General features: G+C 67.6%; 17 protein-coding genes. 12 read left to right on the forward strand and 5 right to left on the reverse strand.

What is annotated here, in order from left to right; translation table 11 throughout:
• Positions 1-114: 114 nt before the first annotated feature.
• The 7 genes from CP984_RS00105 to CP984_RS00135 all read left to right on the forward strand — a co-directional run bounded on the left by CP984_RS00105 (position 115) and on the right by CP984_RS00135 (position 7,372).
• Positions 115-693, forward strand: coding sequence for a hypothetical protein (locus CP984_RS00105; protein ID WP_226048576.1), 579 nt, complete (start codon positions 115-117; stop codon positions 691-693).
• 646 nt (positions 694-1,339) lie between these two features.
• On the forward strand, positions 1,340-2,818 hold the full coding sequence (locus CP984_RS00110; RefSeq protein WP_226048577.1) for an FG-GAP-like repeat-containing protein: 1,479 nt from the start codon (positions 1,340-1,342) through the stop codon (positions 2,816-2,818).
• Positions 2,819-3,129: 311 nt separating this feature from the next.
• On the forward strand, positions 3,130-4,818 hold the full coding sequence (locus CP984_RS00115; protein WP_031009360.1) for a lytic transglycosylase domain-containing protein: 1,689 nt from the start codon (positions 3,130-3,132) through the stop codon (positions 4,816-4,818).
• Entirely contained in the window at positions 4,815-5,981 is a 1,167-nt protein-coding gene (locus CP984_RS00120) for an acyltransferase family protein (RefSeq protein WP_003980066.1), read from the forward strand. The genes CP984_RS00115 and CP984_RS00120 overlap by 4 nt, the downstream gene beginning before the upstream one ends.
• A gap of 169 nt (positions 5,982-6,150) precedes the next feature.
• On the forward strand, positions 6,151-6,633 hold the full coding sequence (locus CP984_RS00125; protein ID WP_003980065.1) for a hypothetical protein: 483 nt from the start codon (positions 6,151-6,153) through the stop codon (positions 6,631-6,633).
• On the forward strand, positions 6,630-7,058 hold the full coding sequence (locus CP984_RS00130) for a hypothetical protein (protein ID WP_003980064.1): 429 nt from the start codon (positions 6,630-6,632) through the stop codon (positions 7,056-7,058). Before CP984_RS00125 ends, CP984_RS00130 begins: the two co-directional genes overlap by 4 nt.
• 23 nt (positions 7,059-7,081) lie before the next feature.
• A complete protein-coding gene (locus CP984_RS00135; protein ID WP_129820793.1) occupies positions 7,082-7,372 on the forward strand; it encodes a hypothetical protein in 291 nt (96 codons plus the stop codon).
• Between the two features lie 791 nt (positions 7,373-8,163).
• On the opposite strand, the gene CP984_RS00145 is transcribed toward CP984_RS00135, so the two are convergent.
• The 3 genes from CP984_RS00145 to CP984_RS00155 all read right to left on the reverse strand — a co-directional run bounded on the left by CP984_RS00145 (position 8,164) and on the right by CP984_RS00155 (position 11,186).
• On the reverse strand, positions 8,164-9,036 hold the full coding sequence (locus CP984_RS00145; protein ID WP_157849113.1) for a ribosome-inactivating family protein: 873 nt from the start codon (positions 9,034-9,036) through the stop codon (positions 8,164-8,166).
• A 546-nt stretch (positions 9,037-9,582) separates the two neighbouring features.
• The gene (locus tag CP984_RS41755) at positions 9,583-10,644 is read right to left on the reverse strand and encodes a hypothetical protein (RefSeq protein WP_003980061.1); all 1,062 of its coding nucleotides are present in this window, start codon (positions 10,642-10,644) and stop codon (positions 9,583-9,585) included.
• A complete protein-coding gene (locus tag CP984_RS00155) occupies positions 10,641-11,186 on the reverse strand; it encodes a hypothetical protein (RefSeq protein WP_003980060.1) in 546 nt (181 codons plus the stop codon). Before CP984_RS00155 ends, CP984_RS41755 begins: the two co-directional genes overlap by 4 nt.
• A 1,025-nt stretch (positions 11,187-12,211) precedes the next feature.
• Here CP984_RS00155 and CP984_RS00160 point away from each other — a divergent pair.
• A complete protein-coding gene (locus CP984_RS00160; protein WP_003980059.1) occupies positions 12,212-12,658 on the forward strand; it encodes a hypothetical protein in 447 nt (148 codons plus the stop codon).
• Positions 12,659-13,093: 435 nt separating this feature from the next.
• On the forward strand, positions 13,094-13,480 hold the full coding sequence (locus CP984_RS00165) for a hypothetical protein (RefSeq protein WP_129820794.1): 387 nt from the start codon (positions 13,094-13,096) through the stop codon (positions 13,478-13,480).
• A gap of 592 nt (positions 13,481-14,072) precedes the next feature.
• Here CP984_RS00165 and CP984_RS00170 read toward each other — a convergent pair.
• Positions 14,073-15,425, reverse strand: a complete 1,353-nt coding sequence (locus CP984_RS00170) for a cytochrome P450 family protein (RefSeq protein ID WP_129820795.1) — start codon at positions 15,423-15,425, stop codon at positions 14,073-14,075.
• A gap of 255 nt (positions 15,426-15,680) precedes the next feature.
• Positions 15,681-17,021, reverse strand: a complete 1,341-nt coding sequence (locus CP984_RS00175) for a cytochrome P450 (RefSeq protein ID WP_003980056.1) — start codon at positions 17,019-17,021, stop codon at positions 15,681-15,683.
• A gap of 1,060 nt (positions 17,022-18,081) precedes the next feature.
• Here CP984_RS00175 and CP984_RS00180 point away from each other — a divergent pair.
• The 3 genes from CP984_RS00180 (at position 18,082) to CP984_RS00185 (ending at position 20,239) form a co-directional block, all read left to right on the forward strand.
• Positions 18,082-18,411 (forward strand): hypothetical protein, encoded by a 330-nt coding sequence (locus CP984_RS00180; RefSeq protein WP_129820796.1) that lies wholly within the window; start codon positions 18,082-18,084, stop codon positions 18,409-18,411.
• Between the two features lie 42 nt (positions 18,412-18,453).
• Entirely contained in the window at positions 18,454-18,612 is a 159-nt protein-coding gene (locus CP984_RS40975; protein ID WP_156100303.1) for a hypothetical protein, read from the forward strand.
• A gap of 1,276 nt (positions 18,613-19,888) precedes the next feature.
• Positions 19,889-20,239, forward strand: a complete 351-nt coding sequence (locus CP984_RS00185) for a hypothetical protein (protein WP_030190790.1) — start codon at positions 19,889-19,891, stop codon at positions 20,237-20,239.
• Positions 20,240-20,254: the final 15 nt, after the last annotated feature.

Genomic DNA, 20,254 nt, shown 5'->3' on the forward strand with positions numbered 1-20,254 from the left:
GGAAGGGTTGTACAGCACGCCGGAACGTGACCATTTCGTTAACAAGGCACCTTGATTACTCGCCGAGATTCACAAGTGATAAGTTCACGGCTGCCCATTCGCTAGCTCTATTCTGTGGTTGCTACGCTGCCACAACACCCCTGGAAGGAATTTCTGGTGATATTTCGCGCGCGCAAGACGCTGACTGCTGGCGTCATCAGCGCCGCTGCTGTGATCGCGGGGGTCTCCACCCATGCTGTGGCCCAGGCCGCCCCGCAGCCCATGCACGACACTGTCCAACAGACCGCCGACGACGCACCGCCGCCGTATGCGGTGGAAACCTTCGATTATCCGAACGCAGCAAAAATCCTGAAGGAACACGGCATTGCACTGCGCAAGGGCGACGGGCACATCGTTCTCGCCGACTGCAACGTCTCCCAGGACATCGTCGTCCGCAGCACAAAGATGGCGAACGTCGATGACGGCAGGTACTGCTTCAGGGTCACCGGTACCGGCAAAGCCGGCTACCTCACCCTTGAGGTCCCCGAGGTAGTCACCATCTCCACCGGAGACTACCTGGTCCATGCCAGCCTGACCGCCGACAAGAAGACCACCAACGTCAAGGTGCCCAAGAACGACACCAAGTCTGTCGGAGAAGGCACCAACCCGCCTGGTGACCGCGCCGTCCTGGTCGAACTCCGAGTCGCCGGCTGATGCGCTGGCGCTAAACCCGCAGACCGCCTCTCAAGCCCCGTGCGATTCGCGCGGGGAGTGAGCTGGACGGGCGGTCAGCAGACCGCAGTCACGAGACATCCACTCCAAGCGCTGAGCATCGCGGGGCTCGTTGGAGGCGCTCTTATGCCGTCCGCAGCGAGGCATGCAGAGGCAAGGACGGGCAAGCCATTCGACCGCTGGCGGCCCGCTGTTCCGGGCGCGGGCCGGAGAATGCTGAAACGCCTCAGGCAGTCGAGCAGGCCGTACCCCTATGCGCTGCCTGACAGCCGGAAGTGCCCTACCAGTCTCGTGCATCCGCCGCCGGCGAAGGCTTCGGAACACGAGTTCGCCATTGCGGATACGGCCTGCACCACGAGCGGTGAGATGCAAACCGCTGTGCAGTCACCACCAAGTATCGGAATGCATGGAACCCGTTGAGGTTTCGTCGCGAAGACGCAGGCAGCCGATCCGCTTCTCAGGCCATACGTGACACGGGGCCCGGTGGCACGTTCCGACAGCGGCCCGTGACCGTCGTTCCACCCGGCCTCCTTTGAACTTGCTATCAGTTAGGAACCAACACATGTCTGTCAGACGCTCGCGCGCACTCCTGGTCGCAGGGCTTTTTGCCTCCACAGTCGCGGCCGGCGTGCTGACCGCACCCTCCGCCAACGCAGTAGTCGGCGTCGCGACCAAGGACGGCTCCTACCCCTTCACGGCCAGGCTCGACATCGGCGGCACCCGCAGCTGCTCGGCCGCCCTTGTTGATGAGCAGTGGCTGCTCACCGCTGCAAGCTGTTTCGCCGACAATCCCGCTCAGAGCCTTGAGGTTCCCGCCGGGGCACCGAAGGTGAAGACCACTGCCACGGTGGGCCGCACGGATATGTCGCGTGAATCCGGCGGCACCGTTGCCACCGTCGAGAAGCTGGTGCCGCGCGGTGACCGGGACCTGGTCATGGCCAAGCTCGACAAGCCGGTCACTGGTATCGCGCCCGCCGAAGTCACCAGCAAGGCCCCGCTGCCCGGGGAGGACGTCTTCGTCAGCGGCTACGGCCGCACCAAGGACGAATGGGTTCCCGACCGCCTGCACTACGGGCGCTTCTCCGTAGGTGCGGCGAAGGAGACCACGGTCGGCATCACGGGCAAGGACAACGGTGCCGCCGTCTGCGAAGGCGACACCGGCGCCCCCGTCTGGCGTGACATCGCCGGCCGTTACGAGCTGGTCGGCGTCAGTAGCCAGTCCTGGCAGGGCGGCTGCTTCGGCCACGACGACGAGAAGCGCACCGATGCGGTCGCGTCTCGCACGGATGACGTCGCCGGCTGGATCCAGACGGTGCGGCTGTCGACGAAGTTCCAGAACGTCAGCGATGTGCTCACCTCCGCCGACTTCAACGGCGACGGCCGCACTGATGTCGCCGCCGTGATGAACGACGGCAATCTGCACGCCTTCTACGCCAAGCCGGACGGCACTCTGCAGTACGGCCGTGAACTGTGGACCCACGACGGCACCTGGGGCGGTTACCAGCAGCTCATCGGCGGTGACTTCAACGGCGACGGCCAGGGCGACATTATCGCGCGCCGCGACGACGGCCAGATGTTCCTCTACACCGGCACTGCCAACGGCAACCTGAACCCGCGCGTCGCGGCCTGGTACGACAAGTCCTGGCAGACGATGAAGCAGATCGTGCGCTACCGCGCCGACAACTCCGGGCGCGACGGCCTGGCCGCGATCTGGGGCGACGGCTCGCTGCACGCCTACACCGCCAAGGCCGACGGCACCCTCAGCGGGACCAAGCGCGACCTGTGGCACGACAAGTCCTGGGGCGGCATGCGCATCCTGTCCAGCGGCGATTTCAACGCCGACGGCAAGGACGACATCGTCGCCACCGACCCCGACGGCGGCTTCCGCCTCTACACCGGCAACGCCCAGGGCACCGTCACCCGCGCCCCCGACCTGTGGCACGACAAGTCCTGGAGCAGCATGCGGGCCCTGCTCGGCGGCGACTTCAACGGCGACGGCAAGGCCGACATCGCCGCCCTCTGGGGTGACCGGAGCTTGCACCTGTACACCGGCAACGGCAAGGGCGCCCTCGCCGCAGGACCCGCCATGTGGCCCACCGCCTTCTGACCGACCGGAGTCCGCACAAGGCGAGGTGAGCGCGCTTCTTCCGGATGCGCGCTCACCACGTGAGCAGGCCTGTCTCTTCGGCGGCCGCCAGCCCGCCGCCGCTCACGCGCCAGCCGCACACCGGGGCACGAGCGCGCCGGCAGGCCCAAGGCCGCCCTTCTCCTGGTGGGACCAGCTACCGCTGGTCCCACCAGGGCTTTTTCAGCACGAGGAATTCCCGCATGACCCTGCCCCCGACCTCCCGCCGCGGCCTGCTTCGGCACGGCATCTGCGCCGTTGCTCTGGCTGCTTGCTTGACCACGGCAGCCACGGTGCAACCGACCACCGCCAGTGCCGGCGACGCCGATCCCGGGCCCTCGGCCCCGCAGGCCCGGCCTCGCGGCGTACCCGACCTGGAACTGCCCAACCTCCTCAGGGACGGTTCCGGCCAGGGTAAGGCGGGTGACCACTCGGGGCCTGGCTTCCCGGGGGGCCCGGGCTATCAGGGTGTCAACGGAATTCCTGCCACGGCTCTCGACGCCTACCAGAAGGCCGAGCAGGCCCTCGCGGCCAGCCAGCCGCAGTGCCACCTGCCCTGGCAACTGATCGCAGGTATCGGGCGAGTGGAGTCCGTGCACGCCTCCGGTTACGGGCTGCGCGCCGACGGGACCACCGCCATGCCTATCCGCGGTCCGCGTCTGGACGGTGGGCAGTTCGCGCTGATCCGCGATACCGACGGCGGGCGCTGGGACGGTGATGCCGCCTATGACCGGGCCGTCGGCCCGCTGCAGTTCATCCCCTCAACGTGGGCCACCTGGGGCGCCGACGGCAACCATGACAACACCAAGGACCCCAACAACCTTTACGACGCCGCGCTGGGCACCGGCCGTTACCTGTGCGCAGGCGAGCGCGACCTGAGCGACCCCGCCGACCTGGACAGGGCCGTCCTCAGCTACAACAACTCCCGCGCCTACGTGACGGCCGTCCTGCAGTGGATGCGCACCTACCGAAGCAACGGCGCCGCCAAACTGCCGGACAACCTTCCGACGACACCGCACCGGCCCGATCCCACAGCCCGCCTGCCCCGGCCAGGTGGCCCGGCCGACACAGCCGTACGCACCACTCCCGCACCAGCGGGCCGCCGCTCACTTACGACGGCACCTCGGCCGGTACCGCCCGGGGCCCCGGCGCATCTCCGCCCTCAGCCGCCGGCACTGCGGCCGGCGGCCAAGCCTCAGCCCACCCCTGCTCGGCGCGCCCTCGCTCGCCTCGACCGCATCGGCCCCGAGGAGATCAAGGCCCAGACCGAACGGACACTCCGCCCCCTCCAGCAGATCGTCGCCCGCGATGTCCACGGCACTCCCATCCCGGGCATTGACTTGAGGCTCGCCCTCACCGGCGACGCCGCCGTGCGCTTCCTGGGCCCGGCCGCAAGGCCGATGGCCGACGCATCCCTCGCTGTCACCGTCCGCACCAACCATCAGGGCATCGCGAACGTTCCCGCCTTCACCACCGGCACCAGCCCTGGCACCGCCACCCTCCGTGCCACGGCCCCCGGTGCACCCGGTCCCGCGGTTACCTTCACCATCACCGTCCGCCCGGCTGCCACTCCTGCTGCCGACTGCCTCATCCCCCTCGACGCCGCGGAGATCACGGTGCCGGTGGACACTGCCGCCACCTCGCCGCTGCGGATCAAGGCCACCCAGGACCGCACACCGGCGGCAGGGGCCAGAGTCGAAGCAGTCATCCTGTCGTCGGCGGGCGGGAGCACGCCCACCGAAGACGGCCCGTACTTCGAGGACCGCCAGCACCGTCGCCTGCGCACGCTCGTCCTGCCTCCCGCCGATGCCGAAGGCGTCATACCGCTTCCGGCCCTGCACGCCGGGCGCCGTCCCGGCAGCTACCTCCTGCGCCTGACCACACCCGCGGGCGTTCGCCTGGACATTCCCGTCACCGTCACCGCTGAACCGGCCGCACCCGTCCACCCAGCCCCGGCCGCCTTCGGAGCCAACGCAGCATGAGCACTTCCACAAACGCGGCGGACGTCCTGGCCACGCCCGGCCCGCGGCATGCGGCACCGGCCAGACGCCGGACCCGGCTCACCGCACCGCTGGAGATCAAGAGCGGGCGGCGTTCACAGCGGATCGCCGCCCTGGACGGCCTGCGCCTGCTCGCCGCCCTGATGGTGGTCGCCTACCACTACATAGCCCTCAGCTGGCCCTGGTCCGCCGACGGCAGCAACAGCTTCCCCCGGCTCTTCCCGTTCGCCGCCTACGGATGGCTCGGTGTCCACCTGTTCTTCCTGATCAGCGGATTCGTGATCTGCATGAGCTGCTGGGACCGGCCGCTGGGCGACTTCTTCGTCTCCCGCATCATCCGCGTCTTCCCCGCCTACTGGATCGCCATCATCGCCACCACTCTCACGGTCACCCTGGTCCCCGGCGGGCTCCAGCCGCGCAAGTGGCATGACGTCCTGGTCAACTTCACCATGCTGCAAGAGCCCCTGCACGTCCCGCATGTCGACGGCGTCTACTGGACGCTCTTCGCCGAACTGCGCTTCTACCTGCTGCTCGCCGCCATGGCCTGGTGGGGCCTGACCTACCGCCACCTGCTGACCCTGTGCTGCGTATGGGCCGCGGCCAGCGCCCTCGGGGCCCGGTCCGAAAGCGTGCTCCTGCGCCTGCTGATCATGCCCGACTACAGCTGGTTCTTCATCGCCGGCATCGCCTTCTACCTCATGCACCGCTTCGGCCCCAACATCCTGCTGACCGGCGTCACCCTGGTGTGCTTCTGCGCCGCCCAGCCGTCCGTCAACCGCGTCTGGCACTTCTCGCTGAAGAACATGGACCGCACCGTCCCCTACTGGCCGACCCTGCTCGTCCTGGCCGTCTGCTTTGGCCTCATGGCCCTGGTCGCCACCGGGAAACTGTCCTGGTGCACCTGGCGCTGGCTGCCCATCGCCGGGGCCCTGACCTACCCGCTCTACCTGCTCCACGAGTACATCGGCTGGGAAATCATCCGCCACTTCAGCACCCGGCTCCCCCACCACACCCTGCTCATCGCCACCGTCACCGCGATGCTCCTCGCTGCCCACCTCATCCACCGCTGCGTCGAACGCCCCGTCTCCCGCTGGCTCAAACCCCGCCTCAAAACAGCCCTCCGCCAGACCGACCCGCACAGGTAGCACAGGCCCGAGATGATGCTGAGGCTGACGCCCCCTCCTTCTCTTCTCAGCCCCCGGCTGAGAAGAGCGTTCGATGTGCAGAACGTGTGCCGACGGCACCCGATAGGGGCGGCGTACGGCGCACGTCTTTCGTCCCGTTCTACACGACCAGCCAGCGATGGAGTCACGCATGTCTGCCTTACTGCCTCACCGCCGCACCGCCTTGCGCACCCTGGCGGTCTGCGCCGCAGTGACCGCCGTCCTCGGTCCGGCCTCCGCGGCGTTCGCCGACAGTCCGGCGCGCGTGGCCGGACCGACGCCCGCCGACATTGCGCGGTGCACGGTCACCAAGAAGGTCGACTCGATCCTGCCCGTCGAGGGTGCGTACGTGGAGATCATCAACCGGCCGATCCCCAAGTACGGCCCTGAAGGGCCGCAGGCGGTCCTGAAGGACAAGGACGGCAACGTCCTCGGCGGTGTGACCTACAACCATCCCGTCAACGAGGAAGCCGGGCTCAAGCTCACCAACCTGGACAGCGGCCGGGCCCAGCTGTGGCAGCGCCGCCCGGCGGGCGGGGTGGTCTTCATCCCCACCGATGACTTCCCCGCGCTGCCCAAGGGGTGTCCGATCCGTTGGGAGGCGGGGACGGCGGGGCCTACGTCCGTACGGTGAAGCTGGCGGACGGCGGCTCCATCGCCAAGATCTACCGGATGGGCCCCGACCACTACCGTGCGGAGGGCTTCTTCGAGGGTGAGTCATTCGGCTCCATCGAAGCGAGCCCCACCAAGCCGTACGCGGCCGGCAATCTCAACGGGATGATCACTGCGCTCTCCTCGAAGGGCGAGGTGGCCTCCTGGATCGCGAAGGTCCGCCCGACCGGCCCGCACCGTGAAACGCTCGCCGACGGGAAGACCGTCGTCCAGGTGACCGAACTCGGCGACGAGCGCTACCGGGCGGTCCTCGTCGGCAAGGACGGGCGCACCCTCGCCACGATGGAGGTTGACGGCGAGCGGAGGTTCATGTCGGCGATCAAGGTCGGCTCCCTGTGGGCCGTCCTGGAGACCGACGGCAGCGGCACCTCGCACGTGGCGCGCTGAACCCGAGCAACGCCTTGCCGTGCGTGGGCATCCGGCGCGGACGCAGTTGTGTCCGCGCCGGATGCCCATGCCACCGCCTGATCGCTGCACGGCTGCGCGCCCGCACCTGGCGGGCCGTCTGCCACTTCGGTGAGCACTTCTTCGCCGCCCTGGGCGGGTTCGTCGCCGCAATCCTCGCGGCCGGCATCATCAGCATGGTCTTTGGCCTACCGTTTCTGCCCGCGCTCGCCGCAATGGGCACCGGCGGCACATCGGTGCCCTCCCGCAGACGGCAGGGCCGCGCCGCAGGTGCCGCTGACCAGCCGAGTCGCTGACGCACAGAGGCGCCAGTGACCGTGAATCTCGGCGTATGGATCTCCAACACCAAGAGCCGACGGGACAAGCTCACCCCCGAGCAGCGGACGACGCTCGCCGAACTGGGCGTCGACTGGGCGTAGGAGCAGTGGGAGGCCCGTGTCGGTCGCGACTGCCGGTGACGGGTCCGTTTCTCCCGTGCTTACGCTCCTCGGGTCCACCCCGTGACGTCACGACAGCGGTCTGCTCGGATGTGCGCCGCGTTCGAGTCCAAGGCGGGAAGCCTCATGGGACGACTTACGTGGTGGGTGGTTCGTTCCTGTACGTGCGCGAGTTGCCGTACCAGGTTCCCGCCGCTGTTGCCGCTGCCATCACTGCGAACGAAGTGATGTTGCCGACGGAAAAAAGAGCCTCACCGTGTACGGCTCGTCGCACTGGAACTGACACGGAGAAGGCCAGGGCTCCCCAGCCCACACCGGAAAAGATCGGTTTCTTGGCGATGCTCCATCGCTGGCCCATGATCCCCCTTTGACGAGCGTTACCTCCTACAACCGTACGTCTTGGTTCTGTAGATAGGTGCCAACTCGCACGAAAGTGTTCTGCATTTTCGCAGTGCGTCTTCCGGGTGCCTCGCACTCGCTGCGCAACACGGTCCGACATGTGCTCACATCAAGGCCCTGACGCCAGAACACCGGAGTGAGAGGCTCACGGGTACTGAGCTGCGGGTTGGCAGCAGGCCCCTCGCACCCTGCTGCGCCGCCGCCCTGAGCAGGACTGCGGCGCACCATGGCGCTGTCGCCTCGCGCTGGGATCACGCGTTTCTCTGGCTGGATGCTGCGAGGAAAGTGCCGATTCTCGGCAGGCCGATGTCCCCCCTGATGATGGCGTCGGGGGTGCGGTACTCGCGCCTGTCAACGACGACCGGAGCCACCGTCGCCCCGCGCCTGAACCGGTATATAAGGCGGGAGAGGTCCGCCCACCGGTTTTCCAAAGCCATGCCGAAGCTACCAACAAAGTCGTACCTGTAACCGCTGTCATCTTCGTCGGACACTCCGCTTCGGAGTGTCCCGTAGATGCGATTCTCAATCCATTGGAAGCGGGCAGCTTCGGCGGTGGTCTGGGCAAGGTAAGCCAGGCGCACGCGGTAGCTGTTCGCGTTCTGCCGAGTAATGCCCCGGAACGACATGAGCTGATTGTGCAAGGCCCACGGCCGGTAGGTCATGTCGCCGCGTTCCCCGTCCGGGTCCAGGGTGTTGTAATTTTCGTCGTAGCCGAGATCGTTGAAGCCCCCGGCCTCGTGGTAGTGATCCCGGTACGCCCGAGCCAGTGCCGTCTGGTCTCGGCCGCCACTACCGAATTGCCACCTCTGGCTGTTGGCGGCAAATCCGACGAGGTAAAGGTCGTTCGTCCGGAAGTACAGTGACAAATGATGCTGGCTAGGGTTCCCGGTCAAGACCTGGACCTCGATGAAGTGGTTCGCCACCCTTTCGGTTTCCTGTAGACGCGCGTCGGCGCCCTCGATTCGGTGCCCAACCCAGTAACGGAGGGAAGCGATGAGGTTGCGGTAGTTGCCCGCACCTTCCACCGTACTGGTCGCACCCTCCAATTCAGTGACGTCCCAGGAGTAGACGGTCCAAGCCGAATTCCCTGTGTCCGCACGGGCCGGAGTAGCGTTGGTGTTCACCAGCCCGCACATGGCGAGCAGAGCGAGAAGCAGGGCGCACAAGCGTCTGCTGACGATTCGCGCGGGGGACGCTGGATGCATCGAAGCTCTCCCTAGGCTTCAGCGCGAATCCCCTGTGACGGGGCTCCGCAATATCTTGGAGACAGGAAATCAACTAGCGGTGTGGGTGAATATCGACAGCGCTTCCCATGCCTGTCAGTACCAGTTACCTGAGTGGATCAGGCAGCCCGAACCGACCGTTGAGAGCCGAAGACGCCAACACCACGGCCACCGCCGACGTTCTTCACCCTCTCCTGCCGACCTAACGTTTATCTAACGCCGGTGTCACACACCGCTCCCCCTCAGTGCCGCTCGCACGGCCCCAGCACCACGAGGCGTGTGACGAGGAGCTGTACGAGGGCGGAAACTGCACCTGCTGGTCCATCGAGCGGTTCGGGCCGCCCTCCGAGCGGGAGGGCTGCGGGGACGGCTTGTGACCGCTGCCCCGCCGCCGTGAGACCCCGGGCCCGCCACAGGGCCCGGGGTCTCGTACGTCACCGGCACGGGCTACCAGCGGCGCAGGTTCGTGATGAGTTCGCGGTGCCACTCGGTGCGGCGCGGCACGTACTCATCGGGCGCCGCGCCGAGAGCGACGGCCTGGTCCGTGATCCCGTAGGTGACCCGGTAGGCCAGAACCTGGGTGGCGTGGTCCATCCACTCCTGCGTCCTGTGCGCCGGCGGGACCGGACCGAGCACGGTCACGAACCACATGGGCAGCAGGGCGCGGTCACGGACCGCGTCGGCCAGACGGCCGCGCAGCAGCCAGTTCAGTTTCCGCTGCGCCTTGTCGCCCTGCTCGATCAGGGATGCCTTGGCCTGCCGCAGCGAGTCGTCCCGGGCCAGTGCGGCCTGCGCGGCCCGGGCGGGGCCGGCCAAGCGCTGGGCGCGCTGATCGTGGCTTTCGGCGAGGGAGCGGGACATGCCGAAGTCCATGACGGCCTGCATGAACTCGCGGGACGTGCGCGGCCGGCTGGCCAGGATGCCGGCGGCCTCCACCACCTTGGCGAGGGAGCGGGACATGCCGAAGTCCATGACGGCCTGCATGAACTCGCGGGACGTGCGCGGCCGGCTGGCCAGGATGCCGGCGGCCTCCACCACCTTGTCGCGGTGCTCGTTGCGTTCTTCGACCGCGCCTTCGTACTCGCGGATCTTCAGGCGGTGGGCCTCGCGCTGGTGCCTGGGGAGCAGGCCGGAGCGGACGTGCCAGCCGTGGTCGGCGGTCCTGGCCAGCTTCGTCCACTGCGGGTCGATGGTGTCGAGGTCGGCGCGCGGGGCGCCGCCCGCGGCGAGCAGGTGGGCTTCGAGGGTCTGGACACGGCCGGTCAGCCGCTTGAGAGCCTGATCGGTGTCCTGGATGTGGCCGCGTACGTTGGTGTCCAGCTCGGTCAGCTCGTTGCGGACGGTGCTGAGATCGTCCTCGAGGCTGCGGAGGTCGCCGCGGATGTCGCGCAGCTCGTCGTCGAGGTCTTCGACCTCCCCCAGCTTCGAGCGCAGCGAGTAAAGTTCGCTCTCCATCGAGCCGGTCTGGGTCTCCAGACGGCGGACCTGGTAGCCGTAGTCGTCGCTCACCGCTGCGCCCCCTTCGGGTCAGCGCCCGTGCTGTCCATCGCGGACCCGGCGACCAGCATCCAGCCCAGGGCGGCGGCGATGATGAACCACCGGCTGATCACGCTCAGGCTGGTGAGGGCCACCAGGAGGGCGACCACGTGCACGCTGATGGCCCCAAAACGGCGGTCACGGTGCTGCTCGGCGTCGACCTTCTGGAAGCAGCCGGCCACCGTGCCCGCGAAGTGCGGGACCAGCAGGAGCAACCACCAGGTCGAGCGGTCCAGGACGAAGACCAGCGCGATCAGCACGGCGCCGACGGCCGCCTGGCCGCGCCAGGACCACGTCACGATGCGCTCACTGCGCCGGCGCTCGGGTTCGGCCAGACGCTCGGGGATCGTCTTGTCGAACTCCACCAGCTTGCCGGTGACGTTCACCAGCCGGGCGTACTCCACCGCGAACCGGTCGTCGTCGGCGTCGTATTTCAGCACCTCCGCACGGCGAGCGCCGACCCTGTGCTGAAGCTGCGCCAGCTGCTCCTCGATCTGCTGCTCGGTGCTGCCCACCGAACCACCCCCACCCGCGATGCGACGACACGCCGACCGGGCACTTCCCACCGGCGGCCACCGCCAGCCGTCGAACCGATCGACCGTATCCGCAGCGGTCCCGGCCGTGCCGGGCAATCTCGTGCCGTGGCCGAAACCATGCCGGTCAAGGCCGTACGCCGAGGCTGGCCAGGGCTTCGGCGTCGGCGGCAGACCGGGAGCCGGGCCTGAACGCACTACGCGGGCGCTTCCCGGCCGCCGCGTCCCAGCCGTCCAGGAAGGCGGCCCGGGCGCGACGTTGCGTCCTGGCGGGTGACCTGCCGGGCGGGGACGTCGCGGTCGATGTACGCCGTCGACGGCGGTGAGGACCAGGTGCTGGAGTTCGGCCGGCGCCAGGGCGCGGCGGGGTGTGCGGGCAGGGGCTGTGCGGTCAGCGCCAGGAGCCGGGCTGCGCCGGGAGGTCGTCGAGGGCGTTGTTGATCATTCGGGCGATGGCGGTGCCGTACCGGGTGCCGCCGTGGATGAAGGTGGTGGTGAAGGCTGAGCGCTCACGGCGCGGGAGGTCGGCGGCCCGGTAGGCGGCCGGCTGGTCGGCGCGCAGGAGCTGGGCGAGGCTGCATCAGGAAACCCCTGCTTCTCATGTCAGCCCGATGCCCGGCTAGCCGTTTTCCTGCCATTCGTGTGCGCATTTGCCCTTATTCTTCTTCCGTCACGTGCGCCTCTGCGGCATCCTGCACCACGCCATTTCGCTTCATCCGGCCATGTGATGCTGTTGCGGCGCTGCAGTCACTGAAAATGACACACTTAACGGTGGCGTCTGGCTCGCACTGGGCCCATGAGCGATTGCTGGACCCCTACTCTTGCCGTTACGTGCGTGGCGGCGCGGCACGTCAGTGAAACAGTGTGGGTTCACACCGAGAAAAGCACGCAATGATAATAATACGAATGACGGATTCCACTTCTGTCTGATTATTTCGGCGTTGCGGGAATCTGCCCGGGGATCCTCACCCTGCCGGTTTTTCAATCTGGGAGAGTGAGGTATCGGGATGGGGCAGAAGCAGGTTGCGAAGTTCACCCTGGAGGTGAATTCCAAGCGGGTGCTTCCGGGCGCCGAGCGGAATGAGGTCTCCGCGGCGGGCGAGGGACGGGTGGCCGGCATCGCGGCCTTCATCGTCTTCACCCACACCGGGCAGCCGCTGCCAATGCCGCGAGAGCGGCACTTCGCCCGTAATGGTGAATACACCCACCGGCACTCAGGTCCGCCCCTCGGGTTCGACGGCCGCGCCCTCGACGCGGCCGGCCACGACGTCCCCGATGGCATACGGGTGCCGGGCGTCGGTGCGGCTTGTCGCTTCGTGCGGCTGACGATCATCTACGGTGCGCTGGCGGTGCGCACGGCACCCGTACGATCGGTCTTCACCCCGACGAACCGGCGTCGTCGCCTGCTCGTACACGGCAGCCGTAAGCAGTGTCCCCATGTCGACTGCGACTGAACTAGCTTCCCACCGGTCATGCCTCACACGGTGCGCTGCTCCGACACGGCCGGTCCGCCGCGGACCGTACCGGCGCAGTCGTACGCAAGGGCGAGCTGCCGCGGCCCGCCCGTTCCGCCATCCACGTGCTATGTCGGCGCCGCATCACGTGAACAGCGCCTCGATGGCCGCCTACCGCGGATACGCGACGACGTCGACACGGTGGGGCGGGTGGGGTACGAAGCCGCTGTCGCCGAGCAGCACGGTCACACCCGCGACGTGCGTGCAGGACGTCGATGTGGCGGCAAGGGCAGAGGCCGTCCTGGGCGGCAGACCGCGACCTCGAAGACTGACATGGTGCGCCGATCGTCGTCCACGAGCTGTAGATCGTTCCGCCTGCAATATGACAGGCTTTCGGGGCCCAACTCCTAAGCCATTTCTACCAGGAGGAACGACATGTCCAACAAGAGGAAACTCGCCGCTCGCACGGGCGTTATCGCGCTTACTACCGCGTTGTCGCTCACAGCAGCCACCGCTGCGTACGCAGGGACGGACCAGCGCATCACAGTTGCCGGGGGCCAGGTGTCCTTCACCCACCAGGGCGACTACATCGACGCATACGACCTCAAGAAAGACGGCTACTGCCTGACGGCTGAACTGAAGGTCAACAAGTTCCACCATTGGAGCACCACGGCCTGCGGGTACAACACCTACAAGTACAAGAGCCTGAAGAGGATCAATGAAGGCACGAAGGTGTACCTCCGGGCGTGCTACACCAAGAAGCACAACAACGGGTCCTACACCCGAGTGAAATGCAGCGGCTGGCAGAGCGCACGCACCTAACTTCCGATTCTCGATTCGGGCGGCGTTCCGATACCGGTGTCCGAGTACGCCCCGGGGCCTCGGGCTCCGGCATCCAGCAAAAGGGCAGCTTTCCTGGTCGCCGAGAGCGTCGGCGATTGCCTGGTGGTGAAGCACCGCCCCCTTATTTCGCCACCGTATAGATGGTCCGCCCGCTCGACCGTGACCGCGTAGGCCCCGCTGCGCGAACCCCACGCCGACGGCAAGGCAGGGCCTGATGTTTCCGTATCGGTCCGGCTTCCAGCGCAGGCCCCGCCCCGCAGGGACGTGCCGTGCTCCCGACGGCTGCCCCACCGGTCGCCCCGAAGCCGGGGCAGTTCGCCCCCACCGCCGCGCCCCCACACGGCTCCGACCCGCAAGCTGAGCCGCCAGACGCACGCCCAGGCTTCGTCCCGTCAAGGCGTGCGCCGGCTGCGACCGGTCCGGCATCCCGCCGGCCCGGCCACAGGCTCACGAGCACCGCGCCCTCGACGCACGTCGCGCTCAGCACGAACGCTTCCGCACGCTCCGGACCGTCACCCCACCCCGTACGCCCCACCCTCCCCGCCCAGGACGCCTCCCCAAGGTGCCCCTACTAGGCAGTACCAACCGACCTACCCACTCCCGCCACAGCAGCCTCCGGCTGCGGAGCCCGCACCCCCCTGACCCGCGGCGGAGTGAACGTCACCGGCAAGGACAGCAGGCGACGCGAGACCCAAGCCGACTGCCACTGCAGCTCTGCCTCGGGCACCGCCAGTTCCAGGTCCCTGAGCGTGCTCAGCAGGATGTCGATGCCGGTCTCCGCGATGGCCTGTCCGATGTCGCGGCCGGGACACTCGTGGGGGCCGGTGGAGAAGGCGAGGTGTCCCGAATTGTGGACTACGGGGCGTCCGGGTTCCCGGGCGGCGGGGTCCGCGTTGGCAGCCTCGATCCCCAGGATGATCATGTCTCCGGCCTTGATCTGCTGGCCGGCGATGGTCATGTCCCCGGCCGCCCAGCGGGTGGGCAGCAGCCCGATCGGCGGGTGGTCCCAGAGCACGCGTTCCAGGGCCTCGGGCAGCGTCATCTGGCCGCTGGTCAGGTCACGGCTGAACTGACGCTGGGTCAGCAGCACCAGCAGCGTGTTTGCGATCAGCGCGACCGTCGGCGTGTAGCCGGCGACGAAGATCATGCGCAGGTGCTCGACGACCTCCTGATCGCTGAGGCCCGCCTCGTGGTCCAGGAGACGGCTGACGAAGTCCCGGCCGCCGATGGTGTTGTCGGCGCCCTCGCCGGCCCGCCTGCGCCGGACGAGTTCCTCCATCGTGCGGGTGACGAACGCGTTGCCCTCGGCGGCCCGCTCGTTGCCGCTGGTCAGGTCCCGTACCGCGGCCACCAGGGCGGGGCTCTCCTCCTCGGGCATGCCGTACATCCAGGCCATCACGAGGGCCGGCAGCTGCGCGGCGTACTCGCTGACCAGGTCGGCGGTGCCGCGGGAGGCGACGCAGTCGATGAGGCGGTTGGCGTACCGGCCGATGTAGCGGCGCAGGGAGTGCCGGTTGAAGTCCAGGCTGTCGACCACGGCGCTGCGCAGGCGGGCGTGGGGCACGCCGTCCTCGAACGCCACGACCGGCTGGTACGCGGTCATCGGCGCCAGGGGGTGGTCCGCCGGGATCCGGCCGTCCTGGTAGACACGGCCGCGGCGGGAGTCGCAGACCACGCGGGAGTTGCTCTGCATGACATCGCGTGTCGCGTTGTATCCCAGGACCAGGTAGGCCGGGATGTCGCCGGGGACGAGGACCGGTGCGACGTCCCCGTACTGCCTGCGCAGCTGTTCCAGCACCGGGGCCAGGGGCTCGGCGTCGGGGCCGTAGATCCGCTGCCAGGGACCGCCGGCATTCTGGGCGTGCGCAGGGCATCCGGGAGGCGGTGCCGGTGCGGACGAGGAACGGGGGTCTGGATACGTCATGGTGCCTCCCAGCGGCGTTGCGAGCGGGTCCTGCTGTCCAGCCCGCCGTTGTCGCGCTGTGGCTTCCGGCTCCCCCGGTGCTGGGACACATCACGCCCTGTGCGACGGCACGGCACACAGGGCATGATGATCAGCATTGTCAGCAGCCTACCGTCCAACCGGACGCGTGATCAGCGGAGTCGGGCCTGTGGGTGGCGGGGCGTCAGGCGTGGCTCTGCCTGGGGTAGTCGGCTGTATGGCGGTCTTCCTTGCTGTTCAGTTGCTCGGCCGGCTGGGTGCGGGGTTACGCGGCCGTACGGTCATGGGTACCCGGTCGGGCCGGGCGACAGCGGAGATCACCTGCTGCGGAGTGTGGCCGCCGGCGGGGGTCATGCGCCAGTCGCGCAGCACCTCCGCGACGGCGATGGTGGTCTCGGCCAGGGCGAACTGATCGCCGATGCACTTGCGGTTGCCGCCGCCGAAGGGCATGAACGACCGTTTGGCCCCGGGGTCCAGCCACCGGTCCGGGTTGAAGGTGTGGGGGTCCTCGAAAGCCTCGGGATCACGGTGGATGGCGTACATGCTGAACGCCACCTCGGTGCCCGCGGGCAGCGTGACATCGGCGAGGGTCACCGGCGCGGTGCTGCGGCGCATCAGGAACGTGACACCGTGCAGGCGGATCACCTCGTCCAGCACCCGGCGGATCACGGTCAGCCGGGGGACGTCTTCGATGGTCACCGCGCGGTCGGGGCCCACGACCTCCAGGACCTCGTCCACCACCTGCCGGTCGACCTCGGGGTGGTGCGCCAGGTAGTGCCAGGCCCAGGCCAGGGTCGACGCCGTGGTCTCGGCCCCGGCGAACAGCAGCGTGGCCACCTCGTCGCGGATCTGAACGTCACTGAGGCGGACCGGAACGTCGTCGTGGACCTGCGCCCGCAGCAGCTGCGCGAGCAGGTCGTCGTGCTCCTCGGCGTGGCCGCCGGCGTGTGCGGTGGTGATGACCTGGTCGATCACCCCGGTCAACTGCGCGGACGCCCGGTCGAAAACGCGGTTGTAGCGTACCGGCAGGCGATCCAGGATCTTCGGTGAGGCAGCGCGCTTGAGGAGCATGTCCAGCAGCACCGGCAGTTCGGTACGGATCGTTTCCACCGCCGGCGTTCCGACGTCTGTACTGAACAGCGACATGGCGATGGAGTCGATGGAATAAGCGGCGGCCTCCTTGTAGATGTCCACCTGCTGATCCGGCTGCCAGGACTGGGACAGGCGCCGGGCATTGCGGCTCATGACCAGGGAGTAGTCCTTGATGCGCTGCGCGCCGAAAAGGGGCGCGAGGAAGCGGCGGTTACGTTTGTGCAGCTCCCCGTCCGCGGTGCTCAGCCCCTCGCCGGCCAGCCGCTTGAGGCGCTGGAAGAACCGGCCCTTCTCGAACCACCGCCCCTTGTCCACCAGGACCTCGTGCAGCCGCTCAGGGGTGGTGGCCATGTAGACGGGCATCGAGCCGAGCCGGATGCGGACCAGGCCGCGGTCGTCGGCGTGGTCCCGCAGCGACAGGAAGAAGCCGAAGGGATCACGAATGAGCGCGGGCGCGTGCCCGACGAGGGGCAAGGCGCCCGGCACACGGGGTATCGGTCTCGCTGCGACGGAGGGGGCGGCGTCCACTGCCACGTCGTGTGTCCTTTGCTGCTGACGGTGCTGAGCACCGAAGGTCGGGCTGACTGATGATCAAGTCTGCCCACAACGTGCCGCAACAACGCCAAAAACGGAACACGGGGGTCCAGGCCGCTTCTGGGGTGTGGACGGGGGCCGCGGGTGCATATTCGCCGGAAAGGGGGCATCGGTGCAGGTGGGAGGGGTGGTGGGTGAGGGGCATGGGGCGGAATGGCGCCTTCCCCCCTTACTACGCCGCTGTAATGAACCTAGCGGAGCAGGAAGTAGACATTCTGGACCATATACGTCTCAATCCTGATGAATCTCTACAAATTAGCGACTTATGGATGGAAATTGATCCGTGTCGGGCCTTCGGCGGCGGGAGGCCCTATGCCTACACCACGGTGGCCACGGTCGTGCAGAACCTCAGGGGCAAGGGAGCAGTGGAGAACGCCGGCGGCCGGCTCGACGGCTACCACCCCGTCTACGCCCCGCAGGCCCGAGCGGGAGACCAGATGGACGAGGCATGGAAGCGGGCCCCTGACCCCGATGCCGCCATGCAGCACTTCCTGTCGGGAATGACCGAGGCAGAGCTGGGCCGCGTCGAACGCGCCCTCGCCTCCGTACGTGCACGGCCCGCAGCCCGGCAGGAGGAACAGTCGGTACGTGAGCGGCCGGCGCCCCAGGAGCGGCCCTTATCCCCGGCCCTCAGCGGGAGGGAGCAGTGCGGTGAAGACCACAACGACGACCCGGACGTACTGATCAGTGGTCTGCTCGAACTCCAGGTGAAGACCCGAAGGACCACCAAACGCGCGGTCGCGAACCGTATCGGAATCCACGAAAAGACGGCCGCGAACCGCATGGCGGGCGCTGCCGGACTGTCTTCGGAAGTACTGGGAGAACTGGCCGAAGCCCTGGATACGCCGGACGATATCCGCGCCGCCATCTTCCGGCTCGCCGGGCGCGCCGCCCCGTCCAAGAAGGCTGTCGCCCTTGGCTCTCTCCCCACCTGCCCGCCTACCGGGCTTACTTGGACAGCATCAAGCACCCATCCGTCCTGTACGGCATCGGGTGGCGCGTCGTGTACTGCAACAAGGCATATCGCGAACTCTTCTCGCCAGGACCCCGTATCCCCGTATTTCCTGGGGCCATGCCGCTGGAGAACGGCGTCCTATACATGCTCCGGCATCCGAATTCCGCCCGACTCCTGGGAGCCGGGAGCATGGAGGCGTACGAGCGGCACTGGCGCACGCTCGCGCTGGCCCACTTCGCGGCGGTGTACCAGGGAAACCGGGACCACCCCGAGCTCCAGCACATCCTCCGCGAAATAGAAAAGAGCCCCAGCCTCTACTCCTCCTAAGAAAGCGCGGCGAAATGGATCCGGGAAGACGGCGATGTCGCTGTGAGCAGCGGGCATCAATCCTTCTTCGACCCGCGCGGCGAGGGGCGCGTCACGCGCGCCCAGGTACTGACCGAGGCGCATCCGGGCAGTCCTCTGCAGCACGCCACCTGGGTCATTGAGGGCGACGGCGATGGGGGCGATGACGAGGGTGACGGCTGATTATGCCTCTCCCCCAGCAGCGCGCACGGAGATCGGGACTACTACGAGCCATCGTCGAACGGGAAAGCAGTGTTCCATTTCCTGGCACGAGTGCTCCGCGCCAGCAATCATGGTGCCGGCCAGCCCGCACACAGCCCAGCGGAAACGGGGGCAGGGCGAGGCACGTTCCACGCCCGTAGAGCTTGCGAGGTGACGCCATGAACGCTTACCCGGGCCAATCGGTGCTTGATCGGACAAGGGCTGGCTCGCCTGGCCGCGCGAGTCGGCCGGGCCTCAACGGGGGACCATAATGAGATGAGGGCGGAACGCGGTGGTATTGACGGTACGGCCGCGCTGTGCGAAGCCGAAAAAGTCGAATGCCGGTGGCCGCCAGTTACACACACGCCAGAGAATTCGGAACCAGACTTTGGGGGGTCGCTTATCCGACGTATTGCGAGCACGTCGTCGCGCATGCCCAGGATCACCGTGGTCATCGGTCATGGGATAACTGTCCCTACAGCGGCACTTCCTGAACGGTAATCCGCCTCGCCCGAAGAGCGGGCTGGACCACGCAGGGGATGGCCCAGCCCTTCGAACGGCGCGCACCACTATCGCCTCCGCCTTCCGATTCGTAACAGGGGTTTCTTCACGTGCACATACTCAAGCGGGCTGTACCAGCGATGACCGCCAACGTCTGACACAACTTCGGTCCGGCGGGCGGCTGCCCCCTTTTTCTACTCCCGGCGAGGGCTGGTCCCCCGCGCCGGGTGGCGGGCCGAACAGCCGACGTGCCGAAGCCTACTGTTCCTCCGACACCCAGGACCGGACGCCGGCCCCCCCCGGCACCCCGCCGCTCGTTCCGGTGAAGGCCGGGGCGAAGAGCCGCAAACCGTCGGCCCGGCCCTCGAGGGCAGGCTTCCAGCTTCTGCGATCGTCGTAGGTCTCAAGGCCCGAGCCCAGCCCCTCAGCGTCGGCGCGGAAACCCTCACACCCGGCCCCGCAGTTGTCGCTACCGCCGCGCACCTGGCCCACGGCAGCGACCTCGGGGTACGCCGGTCGCCCACTGACCGCAGATCTTGACCGGAGCCATACGTCTGCCACCATCATCAACATTCTGAACCTCACGCGCATCAGCCCCATGACCTGCATTTTCACCGCGTACGCCACTCAATGCCCGGAAACAGCAACGAGCGTTCGGCGTCACATGCTGGCCATTCGCACTCGGATCGGTTACCGATGCCTGCCCAATCTGTCACTCTCGTACCGCAAGGACGGTCCGTACAGAAAGGGATCTGAGATGCAGTCGATCACCCGGTTGATGTCCCGGGCCACTGTCCTGGCGACCGCCTTCGGAGCCGCCATCACCCTTGCCAGCGGCCCGGCCGCAGCCTCGGTCAGCACCAAGGGCTGGTCGCCTCAGTGCGACTGGGGGAAAGCCTGCATTCGCCTCGCATCGGACGCAGGGCGGTGGTGGAACATGAACAACTGCGGCTACAACCCCATCAATGACCGCTACTCTTGGGGTAAGGCCCACGGCAACTCCTTCACCGTCACCTACGTGAATGGCACGTGGGACCGGGTCGAGGCATGGACCGAACGACCGCTGGACGGCAACAACACGGTCATCAAGGTAGACGTGCACTGCTGAGGTCGAAATCAGGTC

The sequence above is a fragment of the Streptomyces rimosus genome (assembly GCF_008704655.1).
Taxonomy (GTDB): Bacteria; Actinomycetota; Actinomycetes; order Streptomycetales; family Streptomycetaceae; genus Streptomyces; species Streptomyces rimosus.

Bases quoted from the DNA above. Each gene is read 5' to 3' on its own strand.
- CP984_RS00120 (WP_003980066.1), top strand. From the start codon at position 4,815: ATGAGCACTTCCACAAACGCGGCGGACGTCCTGGCCACGCCCGGCCCG.
- CP984_RS00125 (WP_003980065.1), top strand. From the start codon at position 6,151: ATGTCTGCCTTACTGCCTCACCGCCGCACCGCCTTGCGCACCCTGGCG.
- CP984_RS00160 (WP_003980059.1), top strand. From the start codon at position 12,212: ATGGGGCAGAAGCAGGTTGCGAAGTTCACCCTGGAGGTGAATTCCAAG.
- CP984_RS00165 (WP_129820794.1), top strand. From the start codon at position 13,094: ATGTCCAACAAGAGGAAACTCGCCGCTCGCACGGGCGTTATCGCGCTT.
- CP984_RS00170 (WP_129820795.1), bottom strand. From the start codon at position 15,425: ATGACGTATCCAGACCCCCGTTCCTCGTCCGCACCGGCACCGCCTCCC.
- CP984_RS00185 (WP_030190790.1), top strand. From the start codon at position 19,889: ATGCAGTCGATCACCCGGTTGATGTCCCGGGCCACTGTCCTGGCGACC.